Genomic DNA, 15,351 nt, shown 5'->3' with positions numbered 1-15,351 from the left:
TCGAAATTTTTCTCAAAATACAAGGTTGTAAAAGTGCCTTATTGATATGATGCAAGTTTTCAAAAATGGCATCATTTAGATCAATGTTGTGAACAACAAGAAACACCCAGAAGCGAAAAGCAAGCTAAGGACGATACGTTTAAACTGAATTTCAGAAATTTTGTAAAACATTTGTGCACCCATCATTGCTGGAATACTCACTGCAATAATAATCAGTGCAAAATAAGGTAAATGTAAGCGTTGAATTGCCCCTTGGTAGAGATAGACCAATAGGGTAAATAACTGAATGGCAAAATTAAAGTGTCTCAGAATATAGCGTTGTTGGGCTTTGGGTAAGTTTTTAAGCATCACCCATGCAGAAGGTGCTGCACCACAAAAACCACCTAATCCACCTAAAACTCCACCTACAAAGCCGATGCAACTGTCAGCGATTTTCCCCAATGCTTGAATGCGTGGGAATTCAGGTGCAAAAAGCATGATTGGACACCAAAGCATGAGAAACAGCCCGAGTATAATTTTAAAACTATTGCCATCAACCAAGTGTAAAAGGTAAGTTCCTAATGGAACACCGATGAGTCCTGCAATTAAATAGGGTAATACCAAAGAAAAAGAAAAGTCATGTTTTTGCTCTCGCCCCAGTGCGATGAGATGACTCCATAGAGAAGCAAAGACCACCAACGGTGCTGCCAGTTGTGGTGGTAATACCCAAACCCAAAAAGACATCGCAATTAAAGCAAAGGCAAAACCTGTTAAACCTTGCACAAAGCCTGCAATCATGGCACCGAGAATGAAAATAAACCAAGTCATTTTTTAGTGTGTTATATCGAGCTGGAAAAGGGGCATGGTATTCCGACCAAAAGGATGAGATCAAGCACTCGATTCTAAAAGAAATGAATGAATGGCTTCATTATTTATTTAGATTAAAATTGAGATTCAAATCGTCATTCTTGCATTGAATTTCAGCCAATAAAAAAGCCCCTAACTTTAGAGGCTCAATATTCATGTTATGTCTAAATAATGAGTAAATTAATCATTATTAGGTTTTAATGATTGGGTTAAACCATTGATATCACCACCTTTGATGCCTAACTCATTCATTAAACTATCAATTAACGGTGCTTGTGAGCGATAACGAAGTGCGCTGTTGACGACTTGATCAGAAAGCGCAACTTGAGTTTGTTCACCTGATTCTGAGCTTCCAGTCGAGCCAGCAACACCGCCTAAACCATTGACTTGGAGAATCTTAATATCATCAATATTTTCCATCGGTTTAACACTTTCACGAATGATTTCAGGTAGGTATTTCAATAACGCTAAACGAATTTGCATTTCAACTTGTTCAGTTGAAAGGACATTATTGGCTTCGTTCACTGCACGCGTACCCTCAGCATCCACTTGATATTGTTTCTCTTGAGCGGCTGCAAGCAGCATTTTTGCATCAGCCTCACCTTTGGCTTTTAATCGAACCTTTTCTGCTTCCGCTTGTGCTGCAATACGTACAGCTTCTGCATCATCTACTGCCGCTTGTTTTGATGCTTCTGCTGCAACAGTAATGGCAATCGCATCTGTTTCAGCAACTTGTTTCGCAGCAACCAACTCAACTGCTTTTAAACGCTCAGCTCGCTGAGTTTCTCGAACTGTGGTCACTTCTTCTTCCGCTTTTACCGCTTGTGCACGCGCTTGATCTGCTAAGGCTTTTGCTTCAGATTCTGCGCGTGATTTTTCAGCAATCGCGATGGCACGGTCTTGTTCAGCCAGTTCAATGGTTTTCTTCTGTTCTACTTGGGCTTTTTGAATCAACTGTGCTTTTTGAATATTTTCATTTTCAACATCTCGTGCTGAAGCAATCCGTTTGATTTCAACTTCACGTTCAGCGGCAATACGCGCCTCTTCGGCTTCTCGTTTTTTTGCCGCTTCTTGGGTCGCGATTTCAGCAGACTGTTCAGCTTTACGAATGGCAATTTCACGTTCTTGTTGCATTTTTGCATATTCTTCTTCGCGAAGGATTTGCAAACGCGCTTGTTCAGCTTCTAAGTTTTTGGCTTTGATTGCCAGGTCATTGTCCTGTTCGATGTCATTTCGTTTTTTACGACGGTCTTCAATGGTTTCGGTTAATTTGGTTAAACCTTCAGCATCGAAAGCATTTTGTGGATTAAAATATTCAAAACTGGTTTGATCCAAACCTGTCAAAGAAACAGTTTCAAGTTCTAAACCATTTTTAAATAAATCTTCTGAGACCACTTGTTGAACTTTTTGGACAAAATCAACCCGCTTTTCATGTAACTCTTCCATTGCCATTTCAGCAGCAACTGCACGAAGTGAGTCCACAAATTTACCTTCAACCAAGTCTTTTAGTTCTTGCGGTGACATGGTTTTTTTACCCAGCGTTTGAGCAGCGGTAGCAATTGATTCTGCAGTTGGTTTTACACGAACATAGAATTCCGCCATCACATCCACACGCATACGATCTCGGGTAATTAATGCTTGATCTGTCGCACGTTTAACCTCAAGTCGTAGTGTATTCATATTGACAGGAATCACTTCATGTAAAACAGGAAGTACAATTGCACCACCATTCAAAATGACTTTTTCACCACCAAAACCAGTACGAACAAAGGAAACTTCTTTACTCGAACGTTTATATAAACGGGCAATGATCACGCCAATAATGATCAGTGCAGCGAGCACAATGCCCGCTAAAACCAGTATTTGATATAAATTTGAATTCAACATTTTATTATGCCTTCGTTTGTTATTAAAAAATTAATCAAGAATTGCTTGAAAACCTACTTTTGTTCGCTGGGTGAGAATTACCGATTGACCCTGTGAAAAGACTTGGTCTAATTCAGGTTCAACCAAAATATAATGTGTTTGTCCAAATTGATCGATGACTTTGGCTTGAGCAGGGTAGTTCTGCTTTGCTTCGCCTAAAACAATCTGAGCTGTACGACCAATCAACTCGTCACTATGAATGGCAGTGGTTTCATCTTGGGGTAAAATTTTGGAGATCAGGGCTGCACAGAGACGGACTATGGGCATACATAAAAAAAGACTGGCTGGTGCAATTACCCAAATTGAAAAATAATGTTCTGTAAAGTGATAGAAAATTGTTTGAACAATAAAGCCAAATAGGGCATAAACAGTCAAAAAAATAATCAACCAAACTAAGACAGGAACTCGTCCCAAATAGAGCCAATCTAAAAGTTTTACAAAAAAACCATGTTCTGTATGCAGATCAATATCTGGATTATGGGCTTCTAGAAGCTGATCAGGAACAAATTGGTCTAAAAAACCTTGGCTACTCGAACCAATAATGAGAAGCAAACACTCCACCAGTCCCAACAACAACATGAGGCAAAGACTTACGCTAAAAACTAAGTTCGATGAGTGTGTAAATAATTCCCACATATTGTTTTGCTCAAAATTATTGTTAAAAAATTTTTATAGATCATATTTTAAATTTGAACTAATCCTACAATTATCATCAATTAATTCAATTAATAAATAAAGTCTATCGGTTTTGTCGAAATATTGCAACTAAATATTTTTTGATTTTAATTAAAATCAATATCTTATCATTTTTAATAGTGGAAAAGTTGTTTGAAAATGATTGCTTGCATTTTGTTCAATGATTCCTTATAACTGTTGAAGTTAACAGACGGAACTGTAGACAAAAAAATACGCAATGATTGGGGTGATCATTGCGTAGAACAACGAATCTGCTTTCACAGTTCGGTTAAGGAGAAATGTTATGAATTTTGGGGAAGATTCATAACTTAATTAGATAGTAGACGGTTCTGTCTGTTAATTCATTGGTATTCACGTAAACAAGTGTTAAATCTCGTAAATAAGGTTAAAATGTGAACAGTATCAATGAAAGAAACTTAATTTTAATCTATGTTTTTTATAGAGATTTTTAAGTTATATTGCATAAACAAACAATCTAAGCATATACAGTATTTTTTAACGAATGATAAATACACGGTTTGAAAAAATTAGATTTTGGCTATTTTTTAACATCTTAAAAAGCATTTATTAGTGCTAGTTTGAGCGATGTTATGAATGTTTTGCTGAAATGAACTGCGTTGGCTCGCTTTGTTTATTGGTGATTGCTTAGTTTAAATTAAAATCACCTCAAATTGCTGTATTGAAGTGATAAAAATAATTAAATTTCTAAAAACTTATTTTTGACGATAAGCTTCGATTTACATGACAAACAATCCATGTTCCTAATTTACTTTAATCTTCGACTCAAATGTATGTGCGTGTCCAATTTAATGTATAAATAAAACTGCTATTTATATGATCATCATAAAACATGATGGCTGAGTGTATGCGCCGTTTTGAATTGAATTTGGTATGTCATTTTTCTTGCATTTGTAGTGTTTTTTTTCATAATAAGCTTTCTTATATTTGTGCGCTTTTTATCATGTCAGCATTAGAAGTTTTTGCCGTTATTATTAGTGTGATTGGTGTTGGTTTGACAATAAAGCGCAATATGTGGTGTTGGTTATTTAATTTTTTTGCATTTGTCTTATACGCTTATCTATTTTTTACCTTTAAATTATATGGTGAAACCATTTTACAGCTATTTTTTATGCTGGTGAATTTTTATGGTTTTTATCACTGGTTTAAAGGTAAACAGCAAGATCATGAAATTCGAATTGAGCCCATTGCGATAGGTGCCGTGTTTACTCAAATGTTGATTGCTGCCTTAGGTGGGCTTTTATTCGGCTTGTCATTGCATTATTTTACTGATGCAGCTTTGCCGATGCTAGACTCGCAACTAGCGGCATTTAGTTTGTTAGCAACCTATTGGACCAGTCGTAAACACATTGCGACTTGGGTACTGTGGGTATTTGTTGATATTGTCTATGTGGCGATGTTTCTGTACAAAGATTTATTTTTGACTGCAGGTTTATATGCAGCATTTGTGGCTATGGCGGCATTTGGATGGTGGCAATGGGAACAAGTGAAAACGAAACAATTGAGTCAGTTGTATAATGAAATCTAGTGGATATAAAGGTCGAGCATGCTGATTGACTTTGTTCAAATACACAAACAGAAATTTGAAGATCTGGCACAAAATATTGTAGATAGACCTGAAAAGTATCTTGATTTTGATTCAGTATCCGATTTTTATAAAGCTCAATGGCTCAATGATTTTCCTCAAGGAACGACATGGACTGTATCTGGTCTTGATGATGGTGCAGAAGACTTTTGTATTCATATTGAATATAAAAATCATTTTTTATCGATCGATGTGCAAGGTGTGCAAAAATTAATCAAGGTTCGTTATGCAATAAGAGAATAATCGCTCGATGATTCAGATGCTTCATTTCGTTCATACAATTGTCATGTTTGCTATCTATATTGATCATATTGGATAATTTTTAATCATATTTCAATAGAAAAATTTTGAGCGCTGAACTTTTCTCAAAGAGAAATCAACCTTCAAAAGTAAAAAATAATTGAATCACCAAATCTTTGAATCATCTGTATAAAAGCATAAATTTTATTGGATGTGATTGATATTAAAACACATATTTTTTTAATCAGACAGTTTGATGATATGTTCTCGATACATCCTAATTTTTGATTTTGATACTCGTGTTATGATTCAAAAAAACACAAGACACTAAAATTAAAAAATTAAATTTTATAACTTAAATAAATACAGTAATTTTGAATATTTTTTTATTCATTTTAGAAAAAAATATATCTATAAGTATATGTATCAAAATATTTTAAAAAAAATAGCTTATTATTTTTTGAATTTTATTTACTGTAATTATACATTATTATTGAATACAAAGTTCTTTTTGTTTTGGTTTATTTAAATAAATACAATAGGTTAAATATATCTAATGGTTTAAACGAATGCTGTGTAATGTGTGAAATCAAAACAAACCAACTTATTTCATTCAATTCAGTCTTAATATTAAAATAAATAGAATTAAGAAATGGTAGTATTTAAAAAATTGACTTACTTTGACTTTTCTAAGTGTTATATTTTAATCATCGATATGAAAAATAAAAATAGAGAGTAATTCACTATTTTTGACGGGTGAATGGTAATATGAAGCAAAAAAATAGAGGGGTAATACATTCCTCCGCTGAAGTTTTTATACACGACAATATGATCATGAATTGGAGTAATTATAAAAAGTGCGGCTTGGTCCTATTACTTGGTGGTATAGATGTTTTGTTGTGGATCATATGGTGGTATTTCAGTGAAGCAAAAGTAGATATACAACCTTGGATTAATCAAGCCTTTTATCCAACGTATATTCGGATGTTGTCGCTTGCCACAATTGGTTTTTTTGTGCTCATTTTTCTGATTCGATCTTTAAAAAAAATTTCTATTTTTGAAAAAATTATCCCTTATATAACGATTGCATATTTTGGCACTATTTTTATTTATGGTGCTTATTGTATAGGTATCTTTAGTCCAGCTTCGACTGCTGGTTTTGTCAGCTTGATTACGGTTGGTTTGGTGTTGTTTGAACGGCGGGTTGTTTATTTAACAGTTATTCCAATTAGTTGTTTTATGTTGATTTGTATTGTATTGAGTCTTAGCGGTCAGATTAGATATGCCCCGATTTTCAGTGAAGAACTGCTGGTAATGCCCTTGTATCGCAATGCATTTTGGGTATATTGCATGCTGTATTTTTATCTTCCAATTTTCTTTGCAAGTTTAGTTTTGTTTGAGGTTCTTCTTACACAGTGGCGTAAACGCGAAAAAATGATTGAGCAAGTGAGTATTATTGATCCTTTAACTGGCATTTTTAATCGCCGTAAAATCAGTGAAAATATTGATATGCTCAAACAACAACAGAGCTCTTTTGCGATTGTGTTGTTAGACCTTGATTATTTTAAAGATATTAATGATAAATATGGTCACGATATAGGCGATATCGTTTTACAACAAATTGCTGGGATATTGACTGAAAATATCCATGAAGAGGATATTGTTGGACGCTTTGGTGGTGAGGAATTTATCATTTTGACCAGAGGTGGTCAGCTCGCCAAAGCTATTGATATCGCTGAGCGATGCCGTAAAGCAATTGAGAAAGAAGTGATTTTACTGGATACTCAACGCAAAATTAGCATTACTGCAAGTTTTGGCGTTGCAGCCTCAATCAATCCTTTTGGAATTACCAAAGAAGAAATTATTCGTCAGGCAGATCAAGCGCTATATTTGGCAAAAAAGAATGGGCGCAATCAAGTTCGTCATTTCTTGGAAATTAAAATTACCCATTCAATGGAATCTAAACAAGTGATTTAATGTATTTCAAATTTTTTTCGGTAAATTAAGCTGGTCAGTAGGGTGAAGCAACACAACACGACAATATAGTACATTGCACCAATATCACTATATAAACTGAGCCATTGTACTAATGGGAGCGTTAATCCACCTGCGATGGCATAAGCAACGTTATAAGAAAAAGAAATTCCTGAAAAACGAATTTGTGCAGGAAACATTTTTACCATGCTATAAGAAACTATACCTACCGTACCTGAAAATAAACCCAATAGCATATAGAGGCTAAAAATGGTGGATGTAGTTACATGCTCCAAACTGTTGTAAAAAATAGCTGAAATAACAGCGACACACAGTGAACCCCAGAACATAATACGACCTGCACCAAAGCGATCAGCCAATGTTCCTGCAATCACACAACCCAACATCTGCATTAAGATTGCAGCACTTTGCATTTGAAATGCATCTGTACGTTGAAAAGCAAAAGTCCCCGTGAGTAAATTAGGCATCGCTAAAATAATGACCACGACACAACCCGTTAAAAACCAAGTAAACAGCATTCCTATCAAAACCGCTGACTTATGGGAGCTTAAGACTTGTTTGATTGGTAGCGCTTTAGAGAGTTCTTTACGTGCTTGCATGGCTTTAAACACAGGTGTTTCTTTGAGATAGCTTCTTAGATATAAAGCAATTAATCCAAATATTCCGCCCAAAATAAAGGGAATACGCCAAGCCCAAGCGTGAATTTCTGTTTCATTAAATTTGAGTGAAATCAATAATGATGTTAGTGATCCCAATAAAATTCCTAACGATAAGCCTGCTGTGAGTAGACCATTGGCAAAGCCAATTTTCTTTTCAGGGACATGTTCTGAAACAAAAGTCCATGCTGCTGGAATTTCACCACCGATGGCAATCCCTTGTACCACACGCATAAGCAGTAATAATAGCGGAGCGGCAAGACCTATATCAGTATAGGTTGGCATGAGACCAATCATTAAGGTTGGCAGTGCCATTAATAAAATAGATAGACTAAATAGACGCTTACGTCCTACTAAATCCCCAAAATGTGCCATGACAATTCCGCCCAAAGGACGGAAGAAATACCCAGCCGCAAAAATTCCATAGGTGTTCAACATCGCCCAAAAAGGACTCAGTGTGCTGGGGAAAAATAGTTCAGCAATGATTTTTGCGTAGAATACATAAATCACAAAATCATAAAATTCGAGTGCACCACCCAAAGAGGAGAGACCAAGCGTGCGTTTATCTTCCTGATTAAGATTTGTTTTTTCATCCATGTTGTAATATCTAAAAATAGTCGAAAATAAAATTTTAATAAACAATTTTTTCCTTGAATAATCAATCTTTATTTTGATCGTGTCAAAAAATTATTATGGGTGTCTGATGATTTATGTCTTCGCTTATGAAAGCTTTAGGAAAAAAGATGCCACTATATGCGAATAAACCATGGGATGAGGCTAAGAATCATTCCAATAGCGCTGATCAACAGATTATTTTCAATGAAATAGGGAAAAATCATTAAAGCGATACCACAGATGAAGGGCACGATCATTTTTTGTTTTTTTCCATAAATAAAATAACCTAATCCAATCGAACTAAAAATCAAACCGAGAAATAAGGTGGTACTATTCATTGGTACAATCTCATGAGTGAGTGACTGTTATTTACAAGATCATGATTAAAATTGAATTAAAGAAACAGTTTTAAATTTGATATTTGAACAATAAGAGTTGAGCGCAAAAAGTGAATTGCTTGTATGGAATTATTCAATTGCGATTGAATCGCTAAATGTTAAAATCAAGGCATTGAACGATATGCTAATAAATCAGATAAGACCATGAGTATCATTTTACCCATCGCCCAACGTGGTGAAGATATTTTAAAATTAATTGCAGCCCCTGTTGCTGACACTGAGTTTTCAAGTACTTGGTTGGAAGAACTTGCCAAAGCACTAAAGACAACGATGTTGGAGCGAAATGGAGTCGGGATTGCAGCACCGCAAGTTTATATTTCTAAGCGTGTGATTATCGTCGCTTCACGATCTAATCCTCGTTATCCTGATGCGCCTGAAATGGATGCCATCACCATGGTCAATCCTGAAATCATTGAGCAATCATTACAAACTGTATTGGGAGAAGAAGGTTGTTTGAGCGTACCTGATGAACGTGGGCAAGTGGCTCGGGCTGAACAGATTACAGTGCAGTTTTTTAGTTTAAACGGTCAGAAAGTGATTCAGACCTTTCATGGTTTTCCTGCTCGAATTGTTCAGCATGAAATTGACCATTTAAATGGTGTGCTTTTCGTCGAGCGAATTTAATTTAGCAACTGGGCGAGAATGTGCATTGATCAAACATTTAGCCCAGTTTTCAAAGAATACACTTTAACTAGACTTTGCTCTTTGTAAAGCATCATTCCATAAGCTTAAATGATATTCACGTTGATCATTGCTCATATTCGGCTCAAAAGCTCGATCTAACTGCCAAGATTCTGAAATTTCATTTAGATTAGTAAATACATTGGTTTTAAGACCTGCCATAGCTGCCGCTCCCCATGCGGTAGACTCTAAAAGCTTTGGACGTAATACAGGGACATTTAAAATGTCAGCTTGAAATTGCATCAGCATATCATTTTGGCTTGCTCCACCATCTACACGGAGTTCTTTTAAAGGCTGAGAAATATCCGACTGCATTGCTGTAAGGACATCGGAAACTTGAAATGCGATAGATTCCAAAGCTGCTCTGGCAATATGTGACTTATTGGTTCCGCGTGACATGCCACAGAGTAATGCACGCGCATCACTGTCCCAATGCGGTGCCCCCAAACCTGTAAATGCAGGTACAAGCACAACACCATCAGTCGTGTTGACTTGGCATGCCAACTTTTCTACTTCAGCACTGTTTTTGATAATGCCTAAACCATCTCGCAACCATTGCACGATTGCTCCTGCCATAAACACACTGCCTTCAAGGGCATAGTTAGAGTGGTTTTGACAGTTCCATGCTAAGGTCGTGAGCAGTTTATTTTGACTATACTGAATTTCGTTTCCTGTGTTGAATAGCATAAAGCAGCCCGTGCCATAGGTATTTTTTGCTGTACCTGCTTCAAAACAAGATTGACCAAATAGCGCAGATTGTTGATCACCTAATACACCACAAATTGGAATTTCAGCACCCAATAACCCTGTCGCAGTATTGGCAATATAACAGTCTGATTGAATAATTTGAGGAAGCACACTTGGGGGAATATTAAATATTTCTAAGAGTTCTTGGTCCCATTGCTGAGTTTTTAAATCCATCAACATGGTACGAGACGCATTACTGGCTTCGATCACATGTTCTGAGCCTTGGGTTAAATTCCAGATCAGCCAACTGTCAATTGTTCCAAAAGCAACATGGTTTTGCTCAGCCAGTTGTCTTAATCCTTCAACATTGTCCAATAGCCAAACCAACTTTCCTGCACTGAAATAAGGATCAATTCTTAATCCTGTTTTTTTGTGAATTTTTTCAGATAAATTTTGCTGGCTCAATTGATTACACCAGTCAGTTGCACGTCGATCTTGCCAAACAATAGCAGGGGCAAGTGGCTTTCCATTTCTTTTGTCCCATACAACGGTTGTTTCGCGTTGATTGGTTAAGCCGAGGGCTTTGATGTCTTTGGCAAGTAATCTGGCAGAGGCAATTGCTTGTTGAACCACGGCAATTTGTGTGGTCCATATTTCCATCGCATCTTGTTCTACCCATCCCGAATGCGGCGTTTTGATTTGGATTTCACGTTGTGCTGAAGCATATACTTTTCCATGCTCATCAAAGATGATTGCACGGCTAGAGGTCGTTCCTTGATCAAGTGAGAGTAAATAGCTCATCTTTTTTATATTTGTCCCTTGAAAAATACTGATAGTAGCGTAATTATAGGACTAGGCGCATCATTTAGAATAAATGTCGTGAATTATCTGCTTAATTTACAACATTTATGTTATGATGAGTTTGTTATCTGGGGATGTTATTGGCTTCGACGCTGATGATGAAGCTCATAGATGCATGCCGAGAGCGCATTTTCTCTCGTAAATAAAATTTGCATATTTTAGTCGCAAACGACGAATCTTACGCTCTAGCTGCCTAAGGGCAGTTTGTCCGCTTCACTGAATACTTGTGGTCAGTGAACCCGACCGAAGCGCACGCACACAAGTCCGTATAAAGCCAAGCCTCGGGGCTTTGTACTAAATTTAGAGGATCGCGTTTTGTACCCTGTTCGTCGGGTCACTTAGCGTTAAAATAATTGACGATATCTAAGCATGTAGTATTCTCGAGTGTAGTGTTGGCGGACGCGGGTTCAACTCCCGCCATCTCCACCATATATCTAAAATCATATAAACTCTTATAACTTTATATGAATAACTAAGCCTTAAACTTCAACAGTTTAGGGCTTTTTAATGCCTAAATTACTATCACTAACATCATTTGAGAATAACGTACTATCAAGATATGATGTTACACAGGAGTGACACACGTGTAACAGGTGCTAAATGCTTTTAGATTCACAAGTAAAAATCTAAAAGCAAAAGAACAATAATATTCTCTTGATGATGAGGGCTTATCTATTGATTTCTACAGTAAGCTTCTTTATCAATACTATTATTCTTATTATCATAATCACCTCCACACAAGTACTAAAGATCAAAAAGGTTTCAATGACTCTGTTTCATTCATTCCGTTTATCTTGAATTAAGCTTTTCCAATCTATCTTTGAACCCGTATGTTAATGGGGTGTTGTGATTTGTTTCATATTGTTTTTGACTTTGTAGGTTCTGTTATACTCAGGTTGCAAATCTTTCCTCGAAAGGGGAAGTAATAAAAGTGTCTCAGCAATTTGATTACTCATTTTTTGGTCTGTAGTGATTAGTATCGTCTTTATCTGACATTTGTTAATAGCAAGCTTCGGCTTACAAAATGCGGTGATGCGCTTTGGTTTATTATTCTCCATCATTATTTTGCTGTTTTGTGTTTGGCATTAGCCAATGCACTCAAACAGAATCAATTTAATCCTTTAGCAATGCGAGTGATCACGAAGTTAACTCAATTATCACATCATTACATCACTGAAAAATCAGAAACATTTTAAATTGGGTAAATAACTTTTGTTTTTCATTTTCTATTCAGATATTTATTTTCATTGATTAAGCGATGGAAAGATGTAGATGAATATTTTCTTTTTCTTCTCTAACTTCCTGAGGATTGTATGGCAACAGATAATCCAAGAGCAGTTGATGATGCTGCATTAGCAAATAAAGACCATTTAAATCGTGTGGTCTTTTATATTTCAGCTCTACTTATTTTAACATTTGCACTTGTTACGATTTTATTTAACGACTTTGCTAATCATTTATTGAATGTCGTGTTGGCGTGGGTCAGTGACAAATTCAGCTGGTACTATTTATTAGCTGCAACATTGTACTTAGTCTTTGTGATTTTTATCGCTTTCTCACGTTATGGCGATATCAAACTTGGTCCAAAGCATTCGAAACCTGAGTTTAGTCTATTAAGTTGGTCTGCGATGCTGTTCGCTGCTGGAATTGGGACCGACTTAATGTTCTTCTCGGTTGCAGAACCGTTATCGCATTATATGAATCCACCCATAGGTGAAGGACAGACTTATGAAGCTGCACGTCAGGGCATGGTTTGGACATTATTCCACTATGGCTTAACAGGGTGGGGGATGTACGCCTTGGTGGGGATGGCATTGGGATATTTTAGTTACCGCTATAATTTGCCATTAACGATTCGTTCTGCACTATATCCAATCTTTGGTAAAAAAATTGATGGTCCTATTGGGCATACGGTTGATATTGCTGCTGTGATCGGAACGATCTTTGGTATTGCTACCACCTGTGGTATTGCAGTAGTTCAGATTAATTATGGTCTTCATGTGCTGTTGGATATCCCAGAGAATCTCTGGATTCAGATTGCGCTGATTTTAGTTGCTGTGATTGTGACTATTATTTCAGTCACCGCTGGTGTAAATAAAGGCATCAAGGTTTTGTCTGAAATTAATATCTATGCCGCAATTGGCTTGATGCTGTTCGTATTGTTCCTTGGGAATACCGAATTTCTGCTCAATGCACTGGTACAAAACTTTGGTGATTATATTAGTCGCTTCCCGAGTTTAGCTTTAGAAAGTTTTGCCTTTGATCGACCAAAAGACTGGATGAATAGCTGGACCTTGTTCTTCTGGGCATGGTGGGTAGCTTGGTCTCCATTTGTCGGATTATTTCTGGCGAGGATTTCTCGCGGTCGTACAATCCGTGAATTCGTTTGTGGAACTTTGATCATTCCTCTGTTGTTCACTATCACATGGTTGTCTATTTTCGGTAATAGTGCCTTACATAGTGTGATCTTTGATGGTAATAGCACACTGGCACAAACCGTATTAACCAATCCTGCACATGGCTTTTATGACTTACTTGCTCAGTATCCAGGCTTTGCCTTTATTGCCAGTATTGCCACCATTACAGGTTTACTTTTCTACGTTACTTCAGCAGATTCAGGCGCTTTGGTACTCGGGAACTTCACGACCAAATTTTCTAGTGTTGATCATGATGCCCCACGTTGGTTGCGTATCTTCTGGGCTACTGCAATTGGCTTACTGACGGTAGCCATGCTTATGGCGAACGGAATCACCGCCTTGCAAAGTGCAACAGTCATTATGGGATTACCCTTCAGTTTTGTCATGTTGTTAGTGATGGCAGGTTTGTATAAATCCTTGCGCTTGGAAGATTATCGTAAAGCGAGTCGTAGTCCAAATGCAGCACCTGTAGTAGGGAATGTTGATATTCTAAACTGGAAGCAACGTTTGTCTCGTGTCATGTTTCATCCTGGTAGTCGTGAAACACTGAGTATGCTCGATAGCGTGTGTAAACCTGCGGTTCAGACGGTTGCAGATGAGTTGGTTAAACGTGGCATGAGTATCGAAGTAACGCAAGGAGAGGTCGAAGATAGTGATACCTTGTATCATCTTGATTTAACCATCTACATCGAAGAAGAGTTTAATTTTATTTATCAGATCTGGCCTGTGCGTTATATCACACCGACCTTTAGTGAGCGTGGTAAACGCGGTATGCAATATTACTATCGTTTAGAAACTTTCTTGTACGAAGGTTCGCAGGACAATGACTTGGTCGGATACACCAAAGAGCAGGTGATTAATGATATTTTAGATAAGTACGAACGTCATATGACCTTTTTACATATCAATCGAATTAGCCCCGGAAATCGTCCTTTGTATCCTGACTCACAAGACTAATGTTTTGATATAAAACTCCCTCGATTAAGTATGTTCTACTTAAGGGGGGAGTTCAGTAAGCGTCTAAGTTAAAATCCATTTTCAATACATGGGTTTTGGCGAAAGTCTAAAAATCGTTGTGAGAGCTCAATGAGTAGAATAAGCTAAGCCGTTGAGAAAAAGACTAATGCAATAGACAGCTAAGTGGTTCTTTTATTTGTTAAGATTGGGTAAAATTACAGCAAATTTAGCACTTTATAAAATGGAAATTAGCATGTTGAACAAAATTTTACTGATTGCCTTAGCGGTATTGCCAGTATTTGCACAAGCACAAAGCTTCAAATACACAAACACCGAGTCTGGTTTTAAAAATTATCAGGGACAAGCTACTTTAACAGGAAAATTTTCACGTAATTTAGACCCTGAATATGTGGATTATATGGGGGATGATATTTGCTTTGAACCCAATAAAACCTCGGCTGCACTGATACCACGTCCAAAAGGTGACACACGAGATGTATGGTTTTGCTTTAGCAACTTTGATGCAGCAAAAAAGACTTTTAAGTTACCAGACAATATTAAAAAAGGTTATTGCCAATATGAAGGACAGGCAACGATTCAAATTAAAGACTATCATTTATTTATAGAGGAAACTGAAGGTTTTGATTCAACTCAATTAGTTTCAGCGAGTAATATTACTCCAGTAAAGGCAATAAAATGTAAAGTGCAAAATTAATGCTGTTTGATTTAATTTGTAGATTTGATAGCAACAGATCAATAAAGTGATATGTGGC

The 15,351-nt window shown here is 36.7% G+C and carries 12 protein-coding genes and 1 other RNA gene; 7 read left to right on the top strand and 6 right to left on the bottom strand.

The features are described 5' to 3' along the window. Positions 1 to 75 precede the first annotated feature (75 nt). The 3 genes from F938_RS15885 to F938_RS15875 form a co-directional block, all read right to left on the bottom strand. On the bottom strand, positions 76 to 807 hold the full coding sequence (locus F938_RS15885) for a sulfite exporter TauE/SafE family protein (RefSeq protein WP_005033358.1): 732 nt from the start codon (positions 805 to 807) through the stop codon (positions 76 to 78). A gap of 219 nt (positions 808 to 1,026) precedes the next feature. Continuing rightward, positions 1,027 to 2,733: a flotillin family protein gene (locus tag F938_RS15880; protein WP_004829766.1), complete on the bottom strand. Its 1,707-nt coding sequence runs from the start codon at positions 2,731 to 2,733 to the stop codon at positions 1,027 to 1,029. 30 nt (positions 2,734 to 2,763) lie between these two features. Further along, positions 2,764 to 3,408 carry a YqiJ family protein gene (locus tag F938_RS15875; RefSeq protein WP_005033355.1) on the bottom strand — a complete coding sequence of 215 codons (645 nt, stop codon included), beginning with the start codon at positions 3,406 to 3,408 and terminating at the stop codon, positions 2,764 to 2,766. Positions 3,409 to 4,429: 1,021 nt separating this feature from the next. On the opposite strand from F938_RS15875, the gene pnuC reads away from it, so the two are divergent. From pnuC to F938_RS15860, 3 genes are all read left to right on the top strand, one after another. Then, positions 4,430 to 5,014: a nicotinamide riboside transporter PnuC gene (pnuC, locus tag F938_RS15870; RefSeq protein WP_026040281.1), complete on the top strand. Its 585-nt coding sequence runs from the start codon at positions 4,430 to 4,432 to the stop codon at positions 5,012 to 5,014. A gap of 18 nt (positions 5,015 to 5,032) precedes the next feature. Continuing rightward, entirely contained in the window at positions 5,033 to 5,314 is a 282-nt protein-coding gene (locus tag F938_RS15865; protein ID WP_005033350.1) for a hypothetical protein, read from the top strand. Positions 5,315 to 6,145: 831 nt separating this feature from the next. Next, positions 6,146 to 7,288 carry a GGDEF domain-containing protein gene (locus tag F938_RS15860; protein WP_005033347.1) on the top strand — a complete coding sequence of 381 codons (1,143 nt, stop codon included), beginning with the start codon at positions 6,146 to 6,148 and terminating at the stop codon, positions 7,286 to 7,288. On the opposite strand, the gene F938_RS15855 is transcribed toward F938_RS15860, so the two are convergent. Further along, positions 7,285 to 8,559, bottom strand: a complete 1,275-nt coding sequence (locus F938_RS15855) for an MFS transporter (protein WP_005033345.1) — start codon at positions 8,557 to 8,559, stop codon at positions 7,285 to 7,287. The two genes, F938_RS15860 and F938_RS15855, sit on opposite strands and share 4 nt — an antisense overlap. A 152-nt stretch (positions 8,560 to 8,711) precedes the next feature. After that, a complete protein-coding gene (locus tag F938_RS24780) occupies positions 8,712 to 8,915 on the bottom strand; it encodes a hypothetical protein (RefSeq protein WP_005033343.1) in 204 nt (67 codons plus the stop codon). Between the two features lie 204 nt (positions 8,916 to 9,119). Between F938_RS24780 and def the strand changes: the two genes are divergently transcribed. Next, positions 9,120 to 9,599 (top strand): peptide deformylase, encoded by a 480-nt coding sequence (def, locus tag F938_RS15845; RefSeq protein WP_005033342.1) that lies wholly within the window; start codon positions 9,120 to 9,122, stop codon positions 9,597 to 9,599. Between the two features lie 63 nt (positions 9,600 to 9,662). On the opposite strand, the gene glpK is transcribed toward def, so the two are convergent. Beyond that, on the bottom strand, positions 9,663 to 11,144 hold the full coding sequence (gene glpK, locus F938_RS15840; protein WP_005033341.1) for a glycerol kinase GlpK: 1,482 nt from the start codon (positions 11,142 to 11,144) through the stop codon (positions 9,663 to 9,665). 130 nt (positions 11,145 to 11,274) lie between these two features. Between glpK and ssrA the strand changes: the two genes are divergently transcribed. From ssrA to F938_RS15825, 3 genes are all read left to right on the top strand, one after another. Then, positions 11,275 to 11,633, top strand: a transfer-messenger RNA (tmRNA) gene (gene ssrA / locus F938_RS23935). 884 nt (positions 11,634 to 12,517) lie between these two features. Beyond that, the gene (locus F938_RS15830) at positions 12,518 to 14,578 is read left to right on the top strand and encodes a choline transporter (protein ID WP_005033340.1); all 2,061 of its coding nucleotides are present in this window, start codon (positions 12,518 to 12,520) and stop codon (positions 14,576 to 14,578) included. A gap of 253 nt (positions 14,579 to 14,831) precedes the next feature. Then, the gene (locus tag F938_RS15825; RefSeq protein WP_005033339.1) at positions 14,832 to 15,293 is read left to right on the top strand and encodes a hypothetical protein; all 462 of its coding nucleotides are present in this window, start codon (positions 14,832 to 14,834) and stop codon (positions 15,291 to 15,293) included. Positions 15,294 to 15,351 lie beyond the last annotated feature (58 nt).

Origin of the sequence: Acinetobacter bereziniae LMG 1003 = CIP 70.12, from assembly GCF_000368925.1 — a bacterium.
GTDB classification, from domain to species: Bacteria; Pseudomonadota; Gammaproteobacteria; order Pseudomonadales; family Moraxellaceae; genus Acinetobacter; species Acinetobacter bereziniae.
This window is presented reverse-complemented; position numbering and strand designations above follow the sequence as displayed.

Bases quoted from the DNA above. Each gene is read 5' to 3' on its own strand.
- F938_RS15865 (WP_005033350.1), top strand. From the start codon at position 5,033: ATGCTGATTGACTTTGTTCAAATACACAAACAGAAATTTGAAGATCTG.
- F938_RS15825 (WP_005033339.1), top strand. From the start codon at position 14,832: ATGTTGAACAAAATTTTACTGATTGCCTTAGCGGTATTGCCAGTATTT.
- F938_RS15830 (WP_005033340.1), top strand. From the start codon at position 12,518: ATGGCAACAGATAATCCAAGAGCAGTTGATGATGCTGCATTAGCAAAT.
- F938_RS24780 (WP_005033343.1), bottom strand. From the start codon at position 8,915: ATGAATAGTACCACCTTATTTCTCGGTTTGATTTTTAGTTCGATTGGA.
- def (WP_005033342.1), top strand. From the start codon at position 9,120: ATGAGTATCATTTTACCCATCGCCCAACGTGGTGAAGATATTTTAAAA.
- F938_RS15860 (WP_005033347.1), top strand. From the start codon at position 6,146: ATGAATTGGAGTAATTATAAAAAGTGCGGCTTGGTCCTATTACTTGGT.
- F938_RS15855 (WP_005033345.1), bottom strand. From the start codon at position 8,559: ATGGATGAAAAAACAAATCTTAATCAGGAAGATAAACGCACGCTTGGT.
- F938_RS15875 (WP_005033355.1), bottom strand. From the start codon at position 3,408: ATGTGGGAATTATTTACACACTCATCGAACTTAGTTTTTAGCGTAAGT.
- glpK (WP_005033341.1), bottom strand. From the start codon at position 11,144: ATGAGCTATTTACTCTCACTTGATCAAGGAACGACCTCTAGCCGTGCA.
- F938_RS15880 (WP_004829766.1), bottom strand. From the start codon at position 2,733: ATGTTGAATTCAAATTTATATCAAATACTGGTTTTAGCGGGCATTGTG.
- F938_RS15885 (WP_005033358.1), bottom strand. From the start codon at position 807: ATGACTTGGTTTATTTTCATTCTCGGTGCCATGATTGCAGGCTTTGTG.
- pnuC (WP_026040281.1), top strand. From the start codon at position 4,430: ATGTCAGCATTAGAAGTTTTTGCCGTTATTATTAGTGTGATTGGTGTT.